A 23,458-nucleotide genomic window follows, 5' to 3' on the forward strand; every position below is an offset into this window, starting at 1 on the left:
TTAACTATCGTTTTAATTTTTAACCTATGTACAACCCAACACACTTGTATTTCAGGGCCATAGTTATGTTTTTGTCCATACAGCTGTTATGGAACACTTCCCTGACCGCCCAGATCTCATGGCCGGCCAGTCAGATTTTACCTTCTTTTCCGGCGCCTGCACAAACGCAGGATTTAATTATGTTGCGGGAGTCCACCTCCCGCTGGGAGGCAGAAGGCCCGGCGCTCAGCCACAAAACGGGCCGGCTGGAAACTGACGGATGGTTATGCCAGACAGGCATTGACGCGCCCAATGAGCATATGGTCTATGGCCCGTATGACAACAGTTTGCCGGCAGGGCCTAACGTTGCAGAGTTCCGGATGAAGATCGATAACAATACCGCCAACAATGACCCGGTGGTAGATATCGATGTAAGAAACGCTACCACGGGGCAGGTACTTGCTTCGCAGACCATCACCCGGCAGCAGTTTCCCATCGCGTCGAACTATACGAATTTTACGCTGCCCTTCACAATTCCTGCCAATAATCAATCGATAGAGTTGCGCATCTACTGGCGGGGAGCGGCCTACATAAAGGTGGACTGGGTGGGTGTTCAGCAGAACAGCACTGCTGCGGAAATGTATTTGTTTGCATCCCTGAAAGGTGTGGTCAACAGAACGCAGCCCCGTATCTTCTCTTACGAAGGCGATGCTTTTGCAGAAGGGCCCTACACCTGGTTACAGTCCCTGGGTTTGAACTGGTCGGAGGTTGCCGACAAATGGAGCCTGATCACCAAATACCGCAGCGAGATATCCGGCCTGATCGTGTATGACCCGGCGCAGATACATACCGTCAACCTGGCCACGATGCTGGCCAGAGACAAGCGGGCATTGGTGGTATCACCGTTGTTGCTGCCCCGGTTGACGGCCGCGCCTTATAATATTCCCATCGTCATGGATTTACGCGGACAGTTCACCAGCAAGCTGCAAGTGTACCAAACGCTGTATAGTACCTATTGGCCTAACCTTGATCATCGTGTGCTGATAGGCCTGAACCCCGACGTGCATAAAGCCGCGCTACGGGAATATGCCGCCGCGCTGGGTGCCGCAGTGATATGGCTGGACCCTGCCGTGCCTGCGGAAAGCACGCTGCTGAACAGTTTCCTCAGCACGATGCCGGCAGGCGCCAATTTTATGGGATGGTGGCCGGAAGAGGGCCCTGGCGTGGAACGGTCTTCCACCTACGGCATCCCTACTATTGCGAGCGACTGGAGCACTAATCTCACCTTACACAGCGGCACCCCGAGAACGATCAACATCAAACCGATGCCGCCAAAACCGCCGCTGCAAAATAAACTCTACGTCGCCTTTATATTGAGTGATGGTGATAACCTGCAGTATATAGAACACCTGATGCGTAAACTCTGGAACAATCCGGACCGCGGGTCAGTGCCTATCGGGTGGACGTTGTCGCCAGCCATGGTAGATGCTATGCCCGGTGCGCTCAACTACCTGTGGCAAACTTCCACCAATAATGACAACCTGATTTCGGGGCCTTCCGGTTACGGCTATACGTATCCCAACAGCTGGACTGACCAGCAGCTGTTAAACCAGTTTGTGACAAAAACAGAATCGTATAACCAGCGTGCAGGCTTCCGCGTGGTGACCATATGGAACACCATCACCGGCGGTATCAGTCAGAATACAGGGCAGACCTTCGCCCAGAAAGCTCCGTCGCTGTTGGGCATGACAGGACAGAATACCGGCGGCGGACTAACGATTTATAACAACAGTCTGCCCGGGATGGCACTTTCCTGTAATTATTGTACCAATGAACAGGCGATGAAAGATCATATCGCTGCGGCCGCCGCCGGTTGGAACGGGAACAGTCCCCGCTTTATCATTATACAGGCGCAACCCTGGCAGAACGTAACACCTACCAGTTTTAAGAACGTTGCCAACTCGTTGAATGCGGACTATGTGCTGGTGCGGCCAGACCATATCTTCCAGCTGATCAGGGAGGCGAACAGCCTGCCTGTCGGAGCGTCGGGCAATACTACCCCAACGACGCCGGTCCAGCATTTCAGGCATTAGTCACCCCAACGGCTACACGTATAATGAATCAGTTGGGCGTCACCTTTAATGAAGACACTTTATCATTAAAGTTGTTGTTCTTCAGGCAGCTGCCGTCGGCGGTCAATACCAGTGAGTCGCCGGTGAAATTGTCGCCGTCAAACAAGGTGGCTTTCAGTCCAGCCGGCACTTTGAGCGAGGATGCGTCATTATTGACACCGCCTTTGGCCGTGATGTCTGCTGTCGTATAAGCGCCGATGCCGAAGGCGGCAGACCATCCGGCATAACTGCAATTCTGGTACAGCGTTGCAGACAACGTACTGCCGTTGCCGTCAGGAGCAGCCTCCGCATAGGACGACGCTATTTTGATAGCATGCACATAGTTGGTGATGTTGGCCGGATCGCCGCCGTACACGCCGAATTTCGGATCGCAGAAATCTGCGTCGAGGGTACGGGCAGGGTAACGTTGCGTACCGTTGACCAGCGTTTGTTTGACACCGTTATACCAGAATTCTATGAACCCGATATTGGCGTCCCTGGACACTTTGATGCGCAGCACCATGGAGTTCCAGGTGTTGCGGGAGAGGGGCGTAACCCATACTTCGGTGCCTATCTTACCGGGTGCGTAATGCATCAGGTGAAGATTGCCGGAGCTGTTGGTGCTGACAACGATAGGGAAATTTTGCGTCATAGGAAGGGTGGAGCCGTAGGCCTTCCACTGGAATACCGCGTTGGTATTCTGGTTGGCCGGTATGTCCAGCTTCGACCGCCATCCGATATAGATGTCATCACCTTCCGCGGCCTGATAGTTTTTAGCGCCATGTCCTTCCGTACGGTGGCTGCCGGCCGGTTTGTAGAATTTCCATACCTGTCCGTAAACGGGGTCGGTGTCTACCGTGATGGCGCCATCACCTTCAACGTTGAGCACTTTCCATACGTTGGACGCGCCTAATGCAGCGTCGCCGTCAAACAGGAGGGACTGTATGCCTATGGTGGCAACAGTGCTGTTGTTGGCGGTAACGGTAGTGGGGCCGTCAGGGCCGTTCATGTTTTTGGTACAATGCGTCAGGGTAAGCAAGGCGCTGCTGGCTAACAGGAGGGTGGCAATTGCCGGGGGTGTTTTCATAACAGTAGTTTATAAGGGTTATTGAGAGATAACCAATATAATACGCCGGCGATGATAAAACAGATAGCATCTTCGCAAAAACAGGTATTGGATTACTGGAAAAATAGGGGCCGGCTAAATTGCTTTCTGAGACAAACGACAGTGGCTGCATAGTTTCCTTGACAACGAAATTTTATGTACTTTCTTTTGTTGATGTTATATTTGTAAATTATATTATATGTATAACTGAAATGCTCATGTTAAGAAAATTTATCCCTGTTGTTGGCCTTGTTGCCGTTGGTATTCTAGCCTGCTCCAAATCTGATAAGTCCGATCCTATACCTGTTGATCCGAAGGATTCCACCAGTACGGGCACTGGTCCGGGAAACCCTATTGGCAGCATTACCGGAGACACAATTGCGCTCAATATCAAAGGTGACAGCGCCTATTTCCCTTATGTCATCGGTATGAAATTAAATTATGAGACAAAAGAAATCTGGTCAAGTAAAGTTGTTGGATTTACAGTGCAGCGTGTAGCCAACATCGTTACAGACACTGCCAGGTATGTTATCTTCCAGGAGAATTCCACCGGCAAAGATTCGTTGCTGTATTACCAGGTTAAACCGGACGGCTTTTACCAGTTCGAAAACGCCACCAGTCAACCGAAAGCGGCAGCCCTGATATGGAAGCTGGTAGATGGTAAAGCAGACAACTGGGTGGAGGAAAAGCCGGAACTTGACGGTGTGACCACCTGCACCAACAAAATTACCGGCAGAAAAGAAACGGTCACAGTCGGAAAGAAAGTATATCAGAATGTAACACGGGTGGAAACCGTAAGACACTTTGTTGGCCCCAGGTCTGAGGGCATCAGTAAATACGCGGCTTATTATGCTCCGGGCATTGGACTGATACAGCTTGCTACCGGGATTGACACAACGAAATTAATCAGCATCACTTTACCTAAGTAATATTTTTTCCTGATCTGAAGAAGGCTTGTAGGCGAAGCTTACAAGCCTTCTTCATTGACAGCGCACTCCTTGCAATACCCCAATATCATCCCGTTAAAATCCGTGATCACATACCCTTCCGGCAAAGGGATATGTACCTTGTTTTGCAGGCACTCCACTGTTCCGCATTTCCGGCACTTAAAATGAAAATGATTGTGGTTGTGTTTATTGTTCGGTTTGTCACAACCGGCACAATAGGCAAAGTGCTGTTTGCCGTCATCGTCCATAACTTTATGTACCAGCCCATCCTCACAGAAGCGGTTTAACACCCGGTAGATCGTGGCACGGTCAACTTTAGCTTCCAGCGCTGCCTGTAACTGTTCATGGCTTAACGCTCTGTCCGTGCTTTTAAGCACTTGTAAGATCTCCGTCTGGGCCTGTGTGTTCCTTCTTTTCATTTTTTATTATTGCGACTTAGTTGCAATAATAAGATTTTTGGCTATTATTGCAAAAAAATTACCACCATGGCCAGAAAGATTCATGCATACGGAAAAGCGTTGTCAGCGGTTGTTATAGCGGCTGCCCTGTACAGCTGTAACCAGGAAATACCGAAGAAAGAAGCCCCAAAAACGGAGGCCAGGCCGGAATATTTCCTGCTCCGCCCGGAACTGGAAAAAATGTACGGCTATACGCAGGCTGTAAAAGTGGGAAACATTGTGAAAGTGGGCGGCGTTATCAGCATAGACGATAAAGGAAACCTGACAGGGAAGGGCGATTACGGGCAACAAATGACGAACGTTTATGCCAGCCTGGAAAAAGTGCTGAAGCACTACGGTTGTACTTTCGATAACGTCATCCTGGAAAACATCTACACTACCAGCATGGCTGAACTTCAAAAGAACGCGGCCTACCGGCAAAAAATATATACGCATCGTTTCCCGACGGGCAGCTGGATCGGCGTGAAAGAACTGGGATTGCCCGATGCCATGATCGAAATAGAAATAGAAGCGCTGATTTCAAAAGAACAATAACAGGCTATGAAAACTTTCTTCAAAGAATTATTTGAATACAATCATGGTGTCAATCAACAAATTTGGAATGTGCTGCACGCCAATGCTGACAAGGCATCTGAGAAAGCGTTGAAATTATATTGCCATATTCTCAATGGCCATCAGGCCTGGAATAACCGGATAGCGGCGCGAGATGTGGTTCCCGGCATCTGGGACGTACATACTTTGCAACAGTGCCTGGATATCGATAAAATAAACTATGAACATTCTTTATCTATTATCGATCAGTATGAAATGAATGACATCATCCGACACCCTAAGATTAAAGGAAAACCTTTCGGCAAAAAGGTTTCTGAGATATTGTTCCATATCATCAACCATTCTACCTATCACCGGGCGCAGATAGCAACGGAATTCCGGCAGGGGGCGCTGGAGCCGGTCATGACGGATTTTATTTTTTATGAGAAAGACTGATTAGTCTACCGTAGGCCGGTAACTGGGCGCCCCCGCATTACTTTCCACCAACGCCTTCCGGTATTCCCGGGGAGATTTGCCCTGGTAGATTTTAAACTGCCTGTTAAAATAGGATATGTTATCAAACCCGCAGGCATAGCATATTTCAGCGATGCCATGGTCTGTGCCGATCAATAATTTGGTGGCATGGCTGATCCGTGTTTCGTTAACGAACTGCGAGAATGTTTTGCTGGTCCTTCTTTTGAAGTAGCGGCAAAACGCGGCTTCGTTCATGCATGCCAGTGAGGCGGCCGATTTACTGTCCACATGTGTATGATAATTCTCCAGGACATACTTAAATATAGATTCCAGCTTCTTTGAATCCACATCCTTATAATGTATCTTTCTGGGGTCGTCTGTCAATAACATTACATGTTCACTGTTTTGTTGAGACAGCCCGTCCAGCAGCTGTAGCAATATGATCAGGTTTTTCATTTGCTGGTTGGCCTGGAACTGAAAAAACATCGTACTGAGCACGGGCGGTATTTTTCTGAATTGAATGCCGCGCTCAGACAATTGCATCAGCTCTTTTATCTTCCTTAATTCCAGTTTGTCAAAAAAATCCTTGCCCAGGAAGTCTTCGGTAAACTGTACGATGATGGCGTGGGCCACTTCTTCGTCGGCGCCGGCAGGCATATTGTCGTTACAAAAACAGTGGACCAGGCCAGGACCGAACATGTAGATCTCTCCCGCGCTGAAGTTGATCACCTTGTTGCCCGCATATACTTTACCGGAACTTTTTACCATCAGGATCAACTCATGCCCGTGATGAAAATGAAAGGTGTTCGTAAAGCGCGGCTGACAAAATTCCTTGATCACAAAGCTGGCATCTTCCGGGCTAGAGATGTGTCGGTAGGCTACTTTCATAATTGGTGTTTTTAGTACACTATTTATTTTCTAACGGACGAAATCGGAATTAAGGTAAATATAGTATCAATATTTTGCAAATGCAGTACTTTTATTTCAACGGTAGTCTGAATATGTTTGTGAGACAATGATTCTTTTCCCGTTATGGACCCAACCAATTGATGCACGACCAATGCCTTGCTATTGGCTGTTCTTAGAGGATAAGCAGTGACCAGCATTTTTTTATCACTTATATACCACACGCGTTATGGAACTTGGAATACACAACTGGATGCGCTCCGAAACGATAGAGACTACCATCAGAAGAGTAGCCGCGCTCGGATATACCCGGCTGGAAATTGCCGGCAATCCTGAACAATATGATACAAAACACATCAATCAGCTCATGAAGGACCATGGCCTGTCCTGCTGGGGCTCCGTAACGCTGATGCTGGGAGAACGCAACCTGCTGGCCAGAGATGAAGCACAACGGGCACGCTCGGTACAATACGTGAAAGATGTGGTGAAAATGGTGAAGGAACTGAATGGCCATATGGTGTCGGTAGTGCCAGGCACCGTTGGTAAAATCGTCCCCGACGGCAGGCCGGAAGAAGAGTGGAAATGGGCCGTGGACGCATTGAAGGAGATCTACGATTACAGCGAGGCGGCCGGCGTATTGCTGGGCATAGAGCCCATCAACCGGTTTGAAACGTACTTCATCAACAGAGCTGAACAGGCGCTAGCACTGGCGGCGGCCGTTGGGCCCAATTGCGGTGTTTGCCTGGACACTTTCCACATGAATATCGAAGAAGATGACATGTATGCGTCCATCAGAAAAGCGAAAGGAAAACTGGCCGGTTTCCACGTGGCGGACAACAACCGCATGGCGCCAGGCATGGGCCATCTCAACTGGGAGAAGATCGTGGCCACTTTAAAAGAGACCGGCTATGATGGCGTGCTGTCCGTGGAATTCTGTTCACCGCTGGACCGAACACCGGCCAATCCGTATCCGGATTCCATCGACGAGCACCCGGAAAACCTCTCGCCTGAGCAGGCGAAGTTCCTCGCAGACCACGGCAGTTCGTCCGTTACTGAAGCATTTTACACCATGCTGACCAGCCGGTCATTTAATACTTTATCAAAACTTATTTAGAGAACTGATGAAAATAGCTAATGTAGAGGCATTTTGGTTGCGCTGTCCCGTTCCAAAAGAAAAACAACATACTTCAGATTATGGATTATTGGCCAATTTCGACATGACGCTGGTGGTGATCACAACAGAAGACGGCCTTCAGGGATTTGGCGAAGCCAAAGCTGCTGTAGGATCTTCAGGAGTATGCGCCTCGATTGTAAACTGTATCGAAAATGAACTGAAACCTGCTTTAATTGGAAAACAGGTGAAAGATATCACCCGTCTCTGGGAGGAAATGTATAACGGCACCCGTGACCATTACGCGTTGTCAAGAGGCCGGAAGTTCCCGGTGCTTGGCAGGAGGGGGCTTACGGTATCTGCTATGAGCGGCATTGACACGGCCTTGTGGGACCTGAAAGGAAAAATGCTGAACGTACCGGTGATGGACCTGCTCGGCGGCGCCTGCAGGGATAAGATGCCGGCTTATGCCAGCGGTGGCTGGGCAGACGCAGACAATATCGGCACGCAACTGAAAGGCTACGTGGATAAAGGCTTCGGGGGCGTTAAAATGCGTGTAGGCGTTATGGATAGGACCGTGCAGACCAGCATTGAAAGAGTGAAAGCCGCCAGGGCCGCCCTAGGGCCGGACATCAAACTAATGACCGATGCCCACGGCACTTTCAGCGTGCCGGAAGCAAAACAATTCTGCCGCGGCGTGCGGGACTGCAACCTGTACTGGTTTGAGGAACCGATCAGCCCCGATAACAGAAAAGGGACCGCGGAAGTAAGGGCGTCCACTCATATTCCCATCGCGGCCGGCGAAAGTGAATACACCAGTTTCGATATCAATGAACTGTTGGACATACGCGCCATTGATGTGATACAACCGGATGCGGCCATCATTGGCGGTATTTCCGAGGCCGTGCGGGTAGCGCACCTGGCGACGGTACACCAGCTGGAGCTGGCGCCGCACTGCTGGGGATCTGCTTTCTCCTTTATGGCCGGACTGAATGTGGCCTTCGCATCACCTTCGGCCACCATTATCGAGTTCTCCCTCGGCGGAAACCCTATGATGTATGAGTTGGTAAAGGAACAAATCACAGTGACGGACGGCCATCTGCCGGCGCCAACTGCACCAGGGCTGGGAGTAAGCCCCGACTGGGATTTTGTACGGGATTTTAAACAAAAAGTATAGTGTAAATAAAGAGATATGGCTAAAGCACTTAAAATTAACCACGTTACGCTGATCGTTGACAATCTGGAGAAAGCCGGTGCCTTCTATCAGCATGAATTGGGCTTAACGCCACTTGCGGCCTTCAGGTTTGATTACCCGGTGATGTTCTTCAAATTTAATGATGAACAACAATTGCATATTTCTGAATGGGAAGACAAAACATCGTTCCGCGGGCATATCTGTGTGCAGGTGGATGATTTTAACAGCCTCTTTTTCCGCATGAAGGAACTGAACGTAATTGACATCAATCCATGGGGAAAGGTGCGGAAACTGCCGGACGGCGCCATGCAGATGTTTGTCCGTGATCCTGCAGGCAACCTGGTGGAAATATCTTCCTCACCGGATGCTGACATTGATCCGCGTATTTTTACGGACGAACTTTATGAAGAAGGGCTGTACGTGTCCAACAGAAACGATTTCAGGGGATACCGGTCAGATGATGCTACTTTATATCACGACAGATGAGAAAAAACGTACTACTGCTGGAAACTATTACAGATGAGGCATTGGCTGTCCTCCGGGAACACGTGAACGTATTCACGGGATACAATGACACTGATTTAAAAGAAACACTCGATAAGGAGGATATCCATGCCATCATCACAAGAGGGAAGGGGCAGATCAATAAACCGCTGATGGACGCCTGCCCGCATTTGGAGGTAGCCGCCCGGTGCGGCGTAGGACTGGACAATGTGGACGTTGCTGAAGCCTCCGCCAGAAAAATAATGGTCATCAATGCACCGGGCAGCAACGCTGCCACCATTGCGGAACATACGCTGGCGCTGATGTTGATGCTGATACGTAATATGTACGGATCGGTGGCGCAGGTAAAACAGGACAACTGGGGCTGGCGCAATCAATATGCCGGCGATGAACTGAACGGCAAAACCCTCGGCATACTAGGCATGGGGAATATCGGAAAACGGGTAGCCCGCCTGGGCGAAGCATTCGGCATGGAAGTCTGCTACTGGAGCAAGTCGGCCAGCGATCTGCCCTATCAGTTCCTGTCTATGGAAGCGGTGCTGCAAACTTCCGATGTGGTAAGTCTTCATCTTCCTTTCAATAACGAAACAAACGGCATTATCGGCGCTGCACAGCTCGGACAAATGAAAGCCGGCGCACTGCTGGTCAATACCGCCAGGGGCGCGCTGGTAGATCACGCTGCACTGCTAACGGCCTTAAAAGAAAAGCGCATTGCAGGTTATGCAGCAGACGTACTACCGGACGAGCCGCCGGTACAATCGCTGGAACTGGTGCATCATCCGAAGGTAATTGTCACGCCACATTCCGGCAGTCTTACCGCTACCACGTACAAGCATATATGTATGGTCACCATCAACAACGTAGTGGCCGCACTCACGGGCAAAGGCCCTGATCCAAAAAGCATTTACAACCGGCACGCGATTCAATAAAAACAATAAAAGATCAAAAGGCACTATAGCAAAAGATGATCTGCGCTCCTTTGCGTACTTAATTAAAACAAAAATCTTTGCGCACTTCGCGCGTAAAAATCCGCCGCACAATGAAAAAAATTCTCCTTTGTTTATTGTTTATCGCCGGTACTGCCGGTGTACTCTTTGCCCAATCCTCCGGAAAGGTGAAAAAGCCACTGGTAGTGTTTGTGACCGGAGACCATGAGTATAGCAGCGAAGAAACGATGCCGCTTATCGCTGCCGCGCTGGAGAAGGATTACGGCATGAAGACAATTGTGCTCAAAGCATCGCCTGATTATAACAGCGAAGAAAATATTCCGGGCCTGGAAGTCCTTCAGCAGGCGGACCTGGCTGTTTTTTACCTGCGCTGGCGCAGGCTGCCGGCCGATCAGCTGGCGCATATCGAAGCCTACCTGAAAAGCGGGAAACCGGTAATGGGCTTCCGTACCACCACCCATGCCTTCCATTTCCCGGAAGGTCATGCCAGCGAAAAATGGAACGCCTTCGGCGAATTTGCATTAAACGCGCCTCCGGGCTGGGGGGGCGTTGCCAAACATACACACTACGGACATGAAAGCAGTACGGATGTCAGCATCATCCCTGCGCAGGCCAACAACCCGATACTGACAGGTGTGGCAAAGAACTTCCACGTCCGCTCCTGGCTGTACCGCGTATTACCGGACTATCCGGTGAAAGGATCTACCTGGCTGCTGATGGGCAAGGCGGTCAACCCCGACAAGGAAGCTATCGAAAATCCCGTGGCATGGACCGGCACCAACTCCTTCGGCGGTAAAATTTTTATGACGACGATGGGCCACCCGGAAGACTTCCGGCAGGAACCTTTCCAGCGTCTCGTGATCAATGCTGTCCATGATGAACTGGGACTGAAAGTGCCCCGCAAATGGAAAGGCAAAATAGATATCCGCGTGCCTTACCGTGTGGCGAAATAAGCACACAACGTTTATTGATTCCCGTTAAAATTTATGTACGATGTCCAGACTGTCTAAAATCGGTACGTATGTACCGCTTGTGTCCCTGGTATTGGCGATCATGATACTGGATGCCTGTAAGTCCGGCAGCCATGCCCCGCTCACAGTTTCCGAAGGCTCACACATCTCCCTGATTGGTAATAACCTGGGATCAAGAATGATCAACTACGATAATTTCGAAACGGAACTCTATGTCCGTTATCCGGAATACAACCTGTTCATCCGCAATATGTGCGACGGTGGCGAAACGCCCGGCTTCCGTCCTCATTCCGCCCGTAACTCTCCCTGGGCTTTTCCCGGTGCGGAGAAGTTCCGCCCGGAACTGGCCAAACAGGTGGAGGAGATGGACAACCACAGCCAGGGCCGCTTTGAAACACCGGACCAATGGCTGACGAGGCTCAAAACAGATGTGATCATCGCCTTTTTCGGTTACAACGAATCCTTTGAAGGGAAAGCCGGCCTGGCCGCCTACAAGGCAGAACTGGACGCTTTCATCAAATGGACGCTGAAACAGAAATACAATGGCACTTCAGCGCCGCAGCTGGCGCTCGTTTCACCGATCGCCTTCGAAGACCTTTCTGATAAATATGATCTGCCCAACGGGCAGAAGGAAAATGAAAACCTGGCTTTATACACGCAGGCCATGGAGGAAGTGGCAAAGGAGAACCATGTATTGTTTGTAGATGCCTTTACGCCTTCTAAAAAATGGTACGGGGAGACAAAGGAGCCATTGACCATCGACGGTTCCCAACTGAATGAAGAAGGGTATAAAAAGCTGGGAAGCCTGCTGGTAGACCAGATTTTCGGGAAAGCTTCCCCTAAGGCTGAAGCCAACAGGCAGCTGGTACACGCCGCCGTAAAGGAAAAAAACTGGATGTGGCTCAACGACTATAAAATCCCCAATGGGGTGCATGTATATGGCCGCCGCTACGATCCTTACGGGCCGGACAACTATCCCGCTGAAATTGAAAAAATCCGTGAAATGACGGCTGTCAGGGACTCCGCGGTATGGCTGGCAGCTTCCAAAGGACAGAAGAAAGACATCGCGCTTGCAGACAAATATACCAAAGTACTGCCGCCTGTTAAGACCAACTACAACCCGGCGAAGAATGGCAGTCTCCGGTACCTCAGCGGAGAAGAAGCGGTCCGTCAGCTGAAAGTGCCTCCTGGATACAAAGTGGAGCTGTTTGCCTCCGAAGAGCAGTTCCCCGATCTGGCCAAACCCATGCAGATGTCGTTTGACAATAAAGGTCGTTTATGGGTGGCCGTTATGCCCAGCTATCCCCACTATAAACCAGGGGACGCCAAGCCGAATGATAAAATTATTATCCTGGAAGATACCAATAACGACGGTAAGGCAGACAAACAGATAACGTTCGCCGATAGCCTGCATCTGCCCATAGGCTTTGAGATAGCGCCGGAAGGCGTGTATGTGGCGCAGGGCACTAATCTTAAATTGTATGTCGATACCAATGGCGATGATAAAGCTGATAAAGAGGAAATTCTGCTCAGCGGCTTCGATGACCATGATACGCACCATAGCAGCCACGCCTTTACCGCAGACCCTTCCGGGGCCATTTATTCCGGAGAAGGTGTTTTCCTGCATACCCATGTGGAAACGTCGTACGGCACGGTACGCGCCACCAACGGCGGTTTCTACCGGTACGATCCCAGGCGCCGTCAGCTGGAACGTACGGCTCAACTGGAAATACCCAATCCGTGGGGGATCGCCTTCGATGACTGGGGCCAGCCTTTTTTTGCGGAAACATCCAGCCCCGACGTACGCTGGATGCTGCCCGGCACGGTATTGCCCAGATACGGCCAGCATACACATAAGTCGGTACAGCTGGTGGAAGAGAAGCATAAGGTGCGGCCCACATCAGGCCTCGAGTTCGTGTCCAGCCGCCATTTTCCGGATGAAGTGCAGGGCGATTTCCTGATCAACAATACCATCGGCTTCCTCGGTACAAAAGAACACACTTTAGAGGACGATGGAACAGGCTATAAAAGCCATCACCGCATGGACCTGCTCGTAAGCGGTGATCCCAATTTCCGGCCGGTAGACCTGGAATTTGCGCCCGATGGTTCATTGTATGTCATCGATTGGCACAATATCCTGATAGGGCATATGCAACACAATGCGCGCGACCCGCTGCGCGACCACTCCCATGGAAGAATATACCGCATTACGTACCCGTCACGCCCCTTGGTGAAACCGGCCCATATAGCCGGGGCCGGCATTGAAGAGCTGCTCGATAATCTCAAATTGCCGGAGTACCGCACCCGCTACAGAACACGCCGTGAACTGAGAGGACGCGATGTCTCCGAAGTACTCGCCAAATTAAAGATATGGGTGTCCCATCTCGATAAAAACGATCCCAGGTATGACCATCATCTGCTGGAAGGGCTGTGGGTGAGCTGGGGAATGAATAAAGTAGACCAGGACCTGTTAAAGCAGGTGCTGAAAGCGAAAGATTATCACGCAAGAGCGGCAGCGGTACAGGTGGTGCGTTATACCGGCCATCAGTTGCCCGACCAGGCGGAATTGCTGATGCAGGCCGTCAGGGATGAAAACAGCCGTGTACGCCTGATGGCCATCGTAGCCGCTTCCTGGATAGGAAAAGAAAAAGGCCTGCCTATTCTGGCAGAAGCAAAGAAAATGCCCCTCGACGAATGGATGATACATGCCTATGACGCGGCAGTGGCCCACTTAAAAGGAGAGAACGTAAAGGATGAAAACGAGGAGGGGAACAGCGTAAAACTGAAAGGCGCTGAACTGGCGCTGTTTAACCAGGGCAAACAGATTTATTCGATAGAAGGGTATTGCAGAACATGCCACCAGCCTGACGGGAAAGGGCTTCCTGACTCCGGTTTCCCGCCGCTCGCTCATTCTCAGTGGGTGACAGGCAGCGAGGAGCGCCTCATTAAGCTGGTGATGAAAGGCATGCTGGGCCCGATAGAAGTAAACAATAAAAAGTACCCGGGCCAGGTGCCGATGACCCCATTCGGCAACCTCCTGAAAGACGAAGAAATTGCTGCAGTACTGACGTATGTCCGTAACAGTTTTGGTAACAGCGGAACGGCCGTTTCCCCGGAGAAGGTAAAACAGGTCAGGAAGAAAATAGAAGGCAGAAAGGACTTCTATTCCCCCGAACAATTGCTGGCAGAGCATCCGATGGAAAGGAAATAATGCATGAACAAGTTGACGGGCGCCTGATTGAGCCCGTCAACTTGTTAAATTACTATTTCACTTAGCGAAAATATTACAAGGAAGTATCAGCCTGGATATTTAATATTGTTAGGATATCTAATTATAATAGTCGGGTATATATTTATCAACCAGAAAAAACCACTGTAAGCCAATCATCTCCCTTTATTTTCTAATTGCTGGTTCCGGTGTCATACACCGGTGTGGGCGGCTATTGCCATTGCCCGGCCGTCTGTGCCCACGTGCCGGAAACCAGGAACGATCAAATTTAACCTGATAACTTTTTAACTATGAAACAGTTTTCCACGTTGAATCTTAAACTGATGGCGCTACGCCAGAAAATTATTTATGCCGCTTTAGTCATGCTGACAGCGATGGTCACGCAGGCCCATGCTGCAACGTCTGTTCTGCTCCTGGACGTACGCGGTAAGGTGTTGGAGGAAAACGGTGTGGGAGTGCCCGGTGTGAGCATTAAAGTGAAAGGCGCAGAAAAGGCGACAACGACAGACGGTGACGGGAACTTTGTGCTCAAAGGGCTGTCCAACGATGCTGTGTTGATTGTTTCCTATATTGGTTATGTAACCCAGGAAATGCCCGTCACGGCAGACATGGTGATCAGGCTTGTTCCGCAGGTGAAAAAGATAGACGAAGTAGTGGTAGTGGGTTATGGAACGACCAAAAAATCCGATCTGACCGGCGCTGTGGGTACCGTTAAAGCGGAAACGCTTCAGGAACGGCCTGCGTCTTCATTGAACCAGAGCTTGTCCGGCCGCGTATCCGGGGTGAACGTCTCCTCCAACTCCGGCAGGCCCGGCGGCAGGACCAACATCCGCATCCGCGGCTCCAGCTCTTTAAGCGTGTCCAATAACCCACTGTATGTTATTGACGGGGTGATACTGAACCCGGTAGACTTACGCAACGGCAGTACTCCCATCGATTACATCAACCCCAATGACATCGCTTCCATCGAAGTGCTCAAGGACGCGTCATCCACGGCTATCTATGGTGCGCGTGGGGCAAACGGCGTTATCCTCGTTACCACGAAAAGAGGCAACGCCGGCGGCGGTAGGGTAACCTATGATCCTGATTTCAGCATCGGAGTATTGCCCAGAAAACTCGAACTGCTGAATGCAAAAGAGTTTTTAGCGGTAGAAGACCTGGCTTATGCCAACGCTCAGAAATATGATCCTGTAGGCTGGGCCACCGGTACCAAATACACCGATCCCAAAACGAAACGCACCAACCCCAAATTGTTCGATTCACAGGGAAACCCGTTGTACGACACAGACTGGCAGGATGAGAGCTTCCAGAAAGCGTTTACGCAAAACCATCAGCTGGGCTTTACCGATGGGGATGAAAAGAGAAGCGTCGGCGCGTTTTTGAACTATCGCAGCCAGGAAGGGCTGGCACGCGGCTCCTGGCAGGACAGGTACGCCGGCCGCCTGGTGTTCGACAGTAAAATAAAAGACTGGCTGAAAGTCGGCGGCACGCTGAGTTACACCGATCAGCGGGAGAAACAGGTAGACCAGCTGGACGGCGGCGGCATCACCATGATGCGCCAGGTACTGGAAGCGCTGCCTATTATCCCGGTGAAATATGCAGACGGCACCTGGGCCAGCAACAGGGACTATCCGGGCATGGAAGGCGGTGACAACCCGCTGCGTGTGGCCGCTGACAGGATATCCATTCTGCATACACAAACCTTCCTGGGTAATATGTACGCCAATATTCAGCTGGCGCCCGGACTGGAACTGAAATCAACCCTCGGCACCAACATCATCAACCAGCGGGAAGACTATTTTGCAGCGAAAGGCATGCAGTATATCTCTGATAACGGTAATGCATCTGTTAACAATAACCGCTACAACTCCTGGCAGTTTGAAAACTATCTGACCTATAGCCGCGAATTTGCCAAAGTACATTCCCTGAATGCCATGGCTGGCGTGTCCTGGCAACATATCGACCGTTTCGAGAACCAGGCCAATACAGAAGGGTTCAACGATTCTTATTACAAATACAATAATCTCGGTGCAGGCTCCAGTCCGCAACCACCTTCTTCCGTGGCAACGGCAAACGGGCTGAATTCCTATTTCGGTCGCGTCAACTATGGCTATCGTAACAGGTATTTAGTCACTTTCACCGGCCGTATGGACGGTTCTTCCAAATTCGGCAGGGACAACCAGTTTGCTTTCTTCCCCTCCGCAGCACTGGCCTGGAGAGTAACAGAAGAGAACTTCATGAAGAGCGTTCCGGTTATTTCGAACCTGAAGCTGCGTGCCAGCTACGGCGCCACCGGCAACTCTGAAATTCCGGCCTACAGGGCATTGGCGGGATTAGGCAACTATACCGTGATTTTTGGCGGCGCCCGTAATTCCGGTGTGGGTATTGACCGTATCGCCAATCCGGGTTTGCAATGGGAGAAAACCAAGCAGATTGACTTTGGTATGGAACTGGGATTGTTTGCCAACAGGCTGAACCTGGAACTGGACCTGTATCGCAGAAGGGTAGACGGTATGCTGCTGGATGCGCCTTTACCGTATACTACCGGTCGTGATAAGATTTTCTCCAACGTGGGAAGCATGGAAAACAAAGGCGTGGAGTTTGCCATTAATTCCACCAATATCAAAACAGATAATTTCTCCTGGAGCACCACCTTCAATATTTCCGTCAATAAAAACAAAGTGCTGGCGCTGGCCAATGGTGACATCTATTCCGGCAACGGTATTATTCGTGTAGGCGAGCCCGTGGGATCTTTCTTCGGAAGACTGAGCCTGGGAACATGGGGCACCAAAGAGGCCGACGAGGCAAAGAAGTACAACATGCTGCCGGGTGACATCAAATACAAAGACATCAACAACGACGGCATCATCAATGACCTCGACAGGGTGATCATCGGTAAAGGTATTCCTGACGGATATGGCACATTCCTGAACACCTTCCAGTACAAGGCCTGGTCGCTGACCATTGACCTGCAGTTTATGTACGGCAACGATGTCCTCGACAGAAGCATCCACTCTGCGGAAGACCGGCAGGGCATTGCCAACAGCTACAAAACCGTTCTGAACGCATGGACGGAAACCAACCAGAATACGCCCATCGCACAGATACGCCCCATCAACGCGTACTACACCACCAATAACGACAGCCATAAGGTAACAGACGGCTCGTTTATCCGTGGCCGTAACCTGCTGCTGGCATATGCATTCCCGTCAAAAACCGTGTCAGCGCTGAAACTCAGCCGCCTGCGCGTATACGCTTCCGTGCAGAACTTTTTCCTGGTCACCAAATTTAAAGGATATGATCCTGAAGTGTCCAACTCCAGTTCTCCTTTCGACCAGGGGCTGACTTTGTACGACTATCCGAAACCCAGGGTGTTTATGCTGGGACTGAACGTGGGATTATAGTATTGTGTAATTTTTTAATTAGAAATCATGAAAGCAACAATAATAAAATATGGACTGCTGGTATTAACAACAGGCACATTATGGTTGACCGGTTGCCGGAAATTTCTGGATGAATCAGATCCCAGCAATTATACAGAAGACAGTTATTTCACCAAGCCTGAACATGCCCGCGCGTCTGTGAATGCTATCTATGCAGCCCTGCGGGACCCTATGAGCGGCGATTTTGGCGGCGCTGCCTGGACCATGACAGAATTTGCCACCGGTCAGGCTGCGACGGACCTGGGACAGGCGGTTAACAGCTACTACATCAAAGACCTGCACAACACCGCTGATAACGGCTATGGAGAAAACTACTGGAGAAACTATTACAAAGGCATCACCAACGCCAATCTCTCCATTGCCAAGATCCCTAAGATCAATATGGACCAGACAGAGCTTAAAAAGCTGCTGGGGGAAGCGCATTTTATGCGCGCATGGTACTATTTTAATTTGGTGCAGATGTTCGTCAACATTCCGCTGGTGACGGAACCCGTAGATTTGAAATCTGACCAGATACGTCCCAAACAGGCATCTACGGAAGATGTCTATAAGCTGATCGTAGATGATCTGATAACAGCCGAGAATGCGGGCCTTCCCTGGGTGGACGCCAGTGGTAAAGCCTCCCTGGGCGCCGTGAAATCCTTGCTGGCAAAGGTTTATCTCACCATGGCCGGATACCCGTTGCAAAAAGGCGCTCCATATTATGATCTGGCGGCAAAGAAAGCGGAAGAAGTACTGGATTCCAAACAATACAAGTTGTTCGATACCTATTATGATTTGCACAACCCGGCGAAGAAAAACGTGGAAGAGAATATTTTTATGATCCAGTACAAAACACAGGTCATCCCAGGCAGCTGGCAATCGCTGATCATTCCGTACAACAAAAATATCTCCGCCTATTCTGCGGAAACCGGCGGTATTTATGCAACAGAAGCTTTTGTGAAATCATATGATCCGGCAGATTTAAGAGTGAAGGAAGGACAGTTCTTTTTTACCGAATTCACCAACCAGGATGACAGGACCAAGAAAGTGGCGCTGGGCGGTTATTTCCTCTACAAACTGTTTGATGTGGCCGCACAAACCTCCACTGCCAATAGTGATCTTAACTGGTCGCTGATCCGTTATGCTGATATATTGTTAGTATATGCGGAAGCGTCCAACGAAGTAGCCGGGCCGGGCGCTAAAGCCTATGATGCCGTGAACCAGATCAGAACGAGGGCGACGCTGCCGGCATTGTCGGGGCTGACGAAAGAACAGTTCCGCGAGGCGGTGTGGCGCGAACGCTGGTATGAGCTGTGCTTCGAAAATGTTACCTGGTTTGATATGGTACGTTTGCGTAAAGCGTTTAACCTGACAACGAAAGGATTTGACAACTACGTTGGGCATAAGTTTTCCTATGGCCCGGTGCTGACTGAAAGAGAGCTGATGTTCCCGATACCCAGCACAGAGCTGAGGAATAATCCCAACCTCGTGCCCACAAAGGGATACTAAGATTTTTATGTTTGTAACCCCATTGCCTTTCGGGGGAGATGCGACTTCCGGAAGTAACAGGCTTATAAGTTCAGTACTTATAAGCCTGTTTGTTTTATTGCGTTATATATCCTGTTTCCTGTAAAATGACCATCACCTTTTGTACGCTTGTCTGGTGCATGCGTGCAGTGAAAAAAGGACTGCTGTTGTACCCGTATTTTTCTGTGATTAGTCTCGATCCTTCTTCCATTCCATGTTGATGTAGCATGTCGCCGAAATATTGTATGTATTGGTGTGTGGTGCGCAGGCTATGGCCGGCAATTTGTGCGGCATGTTCACCGGTGAGCAGGCCGTGATGGCCTACCGCCACCAGGGAGACTGACAGCTGCCGCAGCCGCTCGATGCTCTGAAGGTATTGCGGCGGGCTTTGAAAGGGAAGCGGGAACCAGTCGTCCGGCCCTATCATCTCCCCGAAGGCATCCGCGGCGAACAGGTACTGATGGTCGCTGTAGAGGGAAAGAGAACAATCGCTGTGGCCGGGAGTGGCCAGCACCGTAAATGTATGTTCGCCGATTGTCAGGACGTCGCCATCTCCCACAGGCACAAACTTTTTTGTAGCCAGGGCGTCGTAGGGATTACTGGTATGCCCTCCTGTATCTCCGGGCACAAAGCTCCGTTGAAGTTTGTAAATAAATGCCCTGTATTTATCTGTCAGTAAATTTTTGATGGCAGTTGCAGAGGCATACAGGGTGGCATCGGGCAGCAGGTTCGCCAGCAGTCCGCAGTGATCGAAATGCGAATGCGTAACAAACCAGTGCCTGACGTGGGAGACGTCAGGGACGACTGCCTTCAGCTGTGCCTGTACCAATGCGGCATCGCGCAGCATACCGCCATCTATCAGCAACCATTCCTGCCCGGTTTTCAACAAATACAGCGGGTTTGCTTTGGTGCCTAACATGTAAAGGTCATTGTTGACCTTTGAGGGTTCGTATATCCACATAAGTGATCGCTGTTTTTTAGGTTTAGAATCGGTATAACATAGCGCCCCAGGTGGCGCCGGAGCCATAGGTAAGCACCAGCGCCAGCGTGCCCGGGGCTGGACGGGCCTCACGGATATATTCGCTGACCGTTACAGCCACGGAAGCGGAAGCCATATTACCGTAGCGTTCAACGTTGGTGACAAATTTGTGCGACGGCACGGCAAGGCGTTCTCTCACGGCATCGAGTATACGAAGATTGGGTTGATGCGGCAGTACAATGTCGATGTCATCGATCGTAAGATGATGCCGGTTTAGTATTTTCAGCGCTATCTCGCACAGGCGCTGCGTGGCGTCTTTAAACATCGGCTGGCCGTTCATCCTGAAATGTGGCGTGGCGGTCTGGTCGGTATAGCGCTGCTGCGCGGTGCCGGGCGCCGCGGTCCACAGCAGGTCGTAGCGGCTGCCGTCTGCCCGGATGATCAGGTCTACGATACCGCCGGAGGCGCCGGAGCTGTTGCTGAGTACCAGGGCGCCCGCCCCATCACCTAACAGGATGGAAAGGTTCCTGCCGGCATCGGAGGTGTCCATTCTTTTGGACAGCACCTCTCCGCAGGCCACCAGGATATGTTTGTATGACCCCGACAGAAGGAGGTGGCGCGCCAGTTCCATGCCATACAACAATCCTGAACATTGTGCCCGGATATCGAGAACGGGAACATGCCCCAGTCCCAGCTGTGGCTGGATAAAGCAAGCCTCTGAGGGATCATGATGATCGGGGCTGAGCGTATTCACGATCAGCATATCAATGTCTGAAGCTCCGATGCCTGCATGTGTTATCGCTTGCTCGCAGGCTGGCACAAGTAACGCGCTCAGTCCTTTTTCGCCGGAGATATGTCTGCGTGTAACCACCCCCGTGCGGGAGAGGATAAAATCTTCTGTGGTATTTATGCGGTCAACGATCGTTTTATTGTCGATGACCGGTACAGGCAGGCAATGGCCCGCACCCGAAATGATGATCGCCATGCTAATTATTTTTCGCTTGAAAGTATTGTTGATATTGAGAGCGGAGGTAGGAGCGGGACAGCTTGCCATTGGCATTACGGGGCAGCTCCGGAAGATAAAGGATGTCCTTCGGCCGGTAGTGGCTTTCCGTTTGTTCGCGGATAAATGCGAGGATGGCGTCCCGGGTGTCTTCCCGGCCTACGAGCAGCAGTAACGTGCATGTCAGAGAGGTGTCGTCGGGAAGGTCCAGCAGCACACATTCCTCTATATGTTCCACCGCACTGATGAGCGCCGCTTCAAATGACAATGGGTTTACCCATCTGCCGTTGGATTTAAACAACTCGTCCTTGCGCCCAACGTAGCTGTAGGTACCGTTGGCTTTCATCGTGAAGAGGTCGCCGGTATAATACCATCCGTCGCGGAATTTTTGGTTGGTGCGCTCGGGGTCTTCCCAGTAGCCGGCCAGTGAATAGGGAGTATGGACGCATAACTCACCCACCTGTTGTTGCCCTCCAATCGGCTCTGTGGCATATTCCAGCCGCAACTGATATCCGGGCACCGGTTGACCGGTACTGCCCGCAGTATGGGAAGCCGGTGAATTGCTGAGGAACACGTGGCCGATCTCCGTACTTCCGATGCCATCCAGTATAGGTTTGCCGGTATAGGCCATCCATGCTTCGTATATCCATGCGGGTAAGGTGGAGCCGGCAGAGAAGAACACACGTGCCTGTTGCAGCACTTCCTGCAATCCCGGCGGACGGTGTTTCAGCAGCATCGCATATATTTTAGGCACGCCAAAAAACACGGTGGGCCTGTATTGCACGATGTTGGCCGTGATGTGGTCAATAGCAGGCCAGGCATCGTCCAGTAAGACGCTGGCCCCTGTCAGTAGTGGAAAGAAGAAGCTGTTGCCCAGGCCATATCCGAAAAACATTTTGGCAATGGAGTAGATCCTGTCCTGCGGGCCTATGCCCAGTGTCTCCATCGCAAAATGCCGGGTGGAGGCCAGCATGGCATCCTGGCTGTGTTGCACTGCCTTGGGTTTCCCGGTGGTGCCGGAAGTGTATTGCCAGAAAGCAACGCTGCCGGGCTTACGGCGATAGTAGGTCAGCGGGACCGGCACATCAGAGAAGGGTAGGGCATCGTCTGTAAATATCCGCTCCGGTGACAGGAAAGGGGACGTCGCCAACGCTGGACGGATACGTTCCAACTCTTCTTTGTCTGTTATCACTACTGCTGCCCGGCTGTCGAGCAACATATGCTCCAGTGTGGGCAGGTCCGTTTTCGGGTTCACCGGTACCGGGACAATGCCCATGGCAGATAAGGCGAGGAAGCAGAAATGAAAAGACGGTTTGTCTTTTAATAATAACAACGCCCTTTGTTCTGGTGCAATGCCGCTGAACCCGGCGGCCAGCTGCTGTACCTGCTTTGCCAGCGACGCAGCGCTGATGGCCTCATCCCGATAGACAATCTGAGCGGGATTGGCATGCCCCTCCTGGGCGGAAAGCATGGCTTCCGCAAAATTATAAAACATGACAAATGGTTATTTTGAGAGAAAAATATTTTTAACTGATCAAAGCCGCTTCCAGACAAGCCGGAAGACAACCTGCTGCTCTCTGACAGGCAGCGGTGGCGTCACCAGCGTCAGTTCATCGTCTACCAGCTCCGCATGTCTGACGAAGCGAATGCCAATAAAGTTTGGAAAAAGACTTCCTTCTACCACGTGCAGGATTTCACCGGGAGTTTCTTCGTGGTAACGGCCGTAGTAAGCATTGTAGCCGTGGAAGGCTTCATAGGTCTCTTCAGGTGTCCAGCTACCGATAGCTGCTGATGAAAACAGTTTCCTGTCAGGGACCATCATCTGAACACTCATGTTTCCTTTGTCGTCGTAAATAAGCATGCCTGTAGTAGCAGTGCCGAAAAAATTAACGGGATGTCCGTGCTGGTCCTGGTCTGTGCAGCCAATCAGGCGCCACGCACCAATAAGGTGTTTGCCAATGAAGGTTTTCATTCGGTTATGTTTGAGGGTCTGTAAATGTGATGGTAACGCAAAGGTTTTTCAATAGGAATCGTTGTGCACTACCGTTGTTATTTC

General features: G+C 50.8%; 19 protein-coding genes. 12 read left to right on the top strand and 7 right to left on the bottom strand.

Features of this window, described 5'->3' with window-relative positions; genetic code table 11:
• Positions 1-26: 26 nt before the first annotated feature.
• Positions 27-2,072: a GxGYxYP domain-containing protein gene (locus tag HGH92_RS32050; protein WP_168874925.1), complete on the top strand. Its 2,046-nt coding sequence runs from the start codon at positions 27-29 to the stop codon at positions 2,070-2,072.
• A 28-nt stretch (positions 2,073-2,100) separates the two neighbouring features.
• Here the strand turns inward: HGH92_RS32050 and HGH92_RS32055 are convergent, their stop codons facing one another.
• Complete coding sequence (locus HGH92_RS32055) at positions 2,101-3,177, bottom strand: heparin lyase I family protein (RefSeq protein WP_168874926.1); 1,077 nt, start codon at positions 3,175-3,177, stop codon at positions 2,101-2,103.
• Positions 3,178-3,413: 236 nt separating this feature from the next.
• Here HGH92_RS32055 and HGH92_RS32060 point away from each other — a divergent pair, with 236 nt between their 5' ends.
• A complete protein-coding gene (locus HGH92_RS32060; RefSeq protein ID WP_168874927.1) occupies positions 3,414-4,124 on the top strand; it encodes a hypothetical protein in 711 nt (236 codons plus the stop codon).
• 38 nt (positions 4,125-4,162) lie between these two features.
• On the opposite strand, the gene HGH92_RS32065 is transcribed toward HGH92_RS32060, so the two are convergent.
• Complete coding sequence (locus HGH92_RS32065) at positions 4,163-4,561, bottom strand: Fur family transcriptional regulator (protein WP_168874928.1); 399 nt, start codon at positions 4,559-4,561, stop codon at positions 4,163-4,165.
• Between the two features lie 66 nt (positions 4,562-4,627).
• Between HGH92_RS32065 and HGH92_RS32070 the strand changes: the two genes are divergently transcribed.
• Both HGH92_RS32070 and HGH92_RS32075 read left to right on the top strand, forming a co-directional pair.
• On the top strand, positions 4,628-5,134 hold the full coding sequence (locus HGH92_RS32070; protein ID WP_168874929.1) for a RidA family protein: 507 nt from the start codon (positions 4,628-4,630) through the stop codon (positions 5,132-5,134).
• Positions 5,135-5,140: 6 nt separating this feature from the next.
• The gene (locus HGH92_RS32075) at positions 5,141-5,587 is read left to right on the top strand and encodes a DinB family protein (protein WP_168874930.1); all 447 of its coding nucleotides are present in this window, start codon (positions 5,141-5,143) and stop codon (positions 5,585-5,587) included.
• On the opposite strand, the gene HGH92_RS32080 is transcribed toward HGH92_RS32075, so the two are convergent.
• Positions 5,588-6,493 carry an AraC family transcriptional regulator gene (locus HGH92_RS32080; protein ID WP_168874931.1) on the bottom strand — a complete coding sequence of 302 codons (906 nt, stop codon included), beginning with the start codon at positions 6,491-6,493 and terminating at the stop codon, positions 5,588-5,590.
• Positions 6,494-6,740: 247 nt separating this feature from the next.
• Between HGH92_RS32080 and HGH92_RS32085 the strand changes: the two genes are divergently transcribed.
• The 8 genes from HGH92_RS32085 (at position 6,741) to HGH92_RS32120 (ending at position 19,402) form a co-directional block, all read left to right on the top strand.
• Positions 6,741-7,625 carry a sugar phosphate isomerase/epimerase family protein gene (locus HGH92_RS32085; RefSeq protein ID WP_168874932.1) on the top strand — a complete coding sequence of 295 codons (885 nt, stop codon included), beginning with the start codon at positions 6,741-6,743 and terminating at the stop codon, positions 7,623-7,625.
• Between the two features lie 7 nt (positions 7,626-7,632).
• Positions 7,633-8,799 carry a mandelate racemase/muconate lactonizing enzyme family protein gene (locus HGH92_RS32090; RefSeq protein WP_168874933.1) on the top strand — a complete coding sequence of 389 codons (1,167 nt, stop codon included), beginning with the start codon at positions 7,633-7,635 and terminating at the stop codon, positions 8,797-8,799.
• Positions 8,800-8,814: 15 nt separating this feature from the next.
• Positions 8,815-9,303 (top strand): VOC family protein, encoded by a 489-nt coding sequence (locus HGH92_RS32095; protein WP_168874934.1) that lies wholly within the window; start codon positions 8,815-8,817, stop codon positions 9,301-9,303.
• A complete protein-coding gene (locus HGH92_RS32100) occupies positions 9,300-10,250 on the top strand; it encodes a 2-hydroxyacid dehydrogenase (protein ID WP_168874935.1) in 951 nt (316 codons plus the stop codon). The genes HGH92_RS32095 and HGH92_RS32100 overlap by 4 nt, the downstream gene beginning before the upstream one ends.
• Positions 10,251-10,360: 110 nt before the next feature.
• Positions 10,361-11,221, top strand: coding sequence for a ThuA domain-containing protein (locus tag HGH92_RS32105; RefSeq protein WP_168874936.1), 861 nt, complete (start codon positions 10,361-10,363; stop codon positions 11,219-11,221).
• Positions 11,222-11,261: 40 nt separating this feature from the next.
• Positions 11,262-14,450: a PVC-type heme-binding CxxCH protein gene (locus HGH92_RS32110; RefSeq protein WP_168874937.1), complete on the top strand. Its 3,189-nt coding sequence runs from the start codon at positions 11,262-11,264 to the stop codon at positions 14,448-14,450.
• A gap of 308 nt (positions 14,451-14,758) precedes the next feature.
• The gene (locus HGH92_RS32115) at positions 14,759-17,872 is read left to right on the top strand and encodes a SusC/RagA family TonB-linked outer membrane protein (RefSeq protein ID WP_168874938.1); all 3,114 of its coding nucleotides are present in this window, start codon (positions 14,759-14,761) and stop codon (positions 17,870-17,872) included.
• Positions 17,873-17,899: 27 nt separating this feature from the next.
• Positions 17,900-19,402 carry a RagB/SusD family nutrient uptake outer membrane protein gene (locus HGH92_RS32120; RefSeq protein ID WP_168874939.1) on the top strand — a complete coding sequence of 501 codons (1,503 nt, stop codon included), beginning with the start codon at positions 17,900-17,902 and terminating at the stop codon, positions 19,400-19,402.
• Positions 19,403-19,496: 94 nt separating this feature from the next.
• Here HGH92_RS32120 and HGH92_RS32125 read toward each other — a convergent pair whose 3' ends face one another.
• From HGH92_RS32125 to HGH92_RS32140, 4 genes are read right to left on the bottom strand one after another with little or no spacing between them, the layout of a single operon-like run.
• Positions 19,497-20,381 (bottom strand): MBL fold metallo-hydrolase, encoded by an 885-nt coding sequence (locus HGH92_RS32125; RefSeq protein WP_168874940.1) that lies wholly within the window; start codon positions 20,379-20,381, stop codon positions 19,497-19,499.
• 22 nt (positions 20,382-20,403) lie between these two features.
• Complete coding sequence (locus tag HGH92_RS32130; RefSeq protein ID WP_168874941.1) at positions 20,404-21,384, bottom strand: beta-ketoacyl-ACP synthase 3; 981 nt, start codon at positions 21,382-21,384, stop codon at positions 20,404-20,406.
• Position 21,385: 1 nt separating this feature from the next.
• Positions 21,386-22,897, bottom strand: a complete 1,512-nt coding sequence (locus HGH92_RS32135; RefSeq protein ID WP_168874942.1) for an AMP-binding protein — start codon at positions 22,895-22,897, stop codon at positions 21,386-21,388.
• A gap of 39 nt (positions 22,898-22,936) precedes the next feature.
• The gene (locus tag HGH92_RS32140) at positions 22,937-23,374 is read right to left on the bottom strand and encodes a lipocalin-like domain-containing protein (RefSeq protein WP_168874943.1); all 438 of its coding nucleotides are present in this window, start codon (positions 23,372-23,374) and stop codon (positions 22,937-22,939) included.
• Positions 23,375-23,458 lie beyond the last annotated feature (84 nt).

Origin of the sequence: Chitinophaga varians (assembly GCF_012641275.1) — a bacterium.
Classification (GTDB): Bacteria; Bacteroidota; Bacteroidia; order Chitinophagales; family Chitinophagaceae; genus Chitinophaga; species Chitinophaga varians_A.

Coding starts and splice junctions, on each gene's coding strand:
- HGH92_RS32050 (WP_168874925.1), top strand. CDS start 27: ATGTACAACCCAACACACTTGTATTTCAGGGCCATAGTTATGTTTTTG.
- HGH92_RS32055 (WP_168874926.1), bottom strand. CDS start 3,177: ATGAAAACACCCCCGGCAATTGCCACCCTCCTGTTAGCCAGCAGCGCC.
- HGH92_RS32060 (WP_168874927.1), top strand. CDS start 3,414: ATGTTAAGAAAATTTATCCCTGTTGTTGGCCTTGTTGCCGTTGGTATT.
- HGH92_RS32065 (WP_168874928.1), bottom strand. CDS start 4,561: ATGAAAAGAAGGAACACACAGGCCCAGACGGAGATCTTACAAGTGCTT.
- HGH92_RS32070 (WP_168874929.1), top strand. CDS start 4,628: ATGGCCAGAAAGATTCATGCATACGGAAAAGCGTTGTCAGCGGTTGTT.
- HGH92_RS32075 (WP_168874930.1), top strand. CDS start 5,141: ATGAAAACTTTCTTCAAAGAATTATTTGAATACAATCATGGTGTCAAT.
- HGH92_RS32080 (WP_168874931.1), bottom strand. CDS start 6,493: ATGAAAGTAGCCTACCGACACATCTCTAGCCCGGAAGATGCCAGCTTT.
- HGH92_RS32085 (WP_168874932.1), top strand. CDS start 6,741: ATGGAACTTGGAATACACAACTGGATGCGCTCCGAAACGATAGAGACT.
- HGH92_RS32090 (WP_168874933.1), top strand. CDS start 7,633: ATGAAAATAGCTAATGTAGAGGCATTTTGGTTGCGCTGTCCCGTTCCA.
- HGH92_RS32095 (WP_168874934.1), top strand. CDS start 8,815: ATGGCTAAAGCACTTAAAATTAACCACGTTACGCTGATCGTTGACAAT.
- HGH92_RS32100 (WP_168874935.1), top strand. CDS start 9,300: ATGAGAAAAAACGTACTACTGCTGGAAACTATTACAGATGAGGCATTG.
- HGH92_RS32105 (WP_168874936.1), top strand. CDS start 10,361: ATGAAAAAAATTCTCCTTTGTTTATTGTTTATCGCCGGTACTGCCGGT.
- HGH92_RS32110 (WP_168874937.1), top strand. CDS start 11,262: ATGTCCAGACTGTCTAAAATCGGTACGTATGTACCGCTTGTGTCCCTG.
- HGH92_RS32115 (WP_168874938.1), top strand. CDS start 14,759: ATGAAACAGTTTTCCACGTTGAATCTTAAACTGATGGCGCTACGCCAG.
- HGH92_RS32120 (WP_168874939.1), top strand. CDS start 17,900: ATGAAAGCAACAATAATAAAATATGGACTGCTGGTATTAACAACAGGC.
- HGH92_RS32125 (WP_168874940.1), bottom strand. CDS start 20,381: ATGTGGATATACGAACCCTCAAAGGTCAACAATGACCTTTACATGTTA.
- HGH92_RS32130 (WP_168874941.1), bottom strand. CDS start 21,384: ATGGCGATCATCATTTCGGGTGCGGGCCATTGCCTGCCTGTACCGGTC.
- HGH92_RS32135 (WP_168874942.1), bottom strand. CDS start 22,897: ATGTTTTATAATTTTGCGGAAGCCATGCTTTCCGCCCAGGAGGGGCAT.
- HGH92_RS32140 (WP_168874943.1), bottom strand. CDS start 23,374: ATGAAAACCTTCATTGGCAAACACCTTATTGGTGCGTGGCGCCTGATT.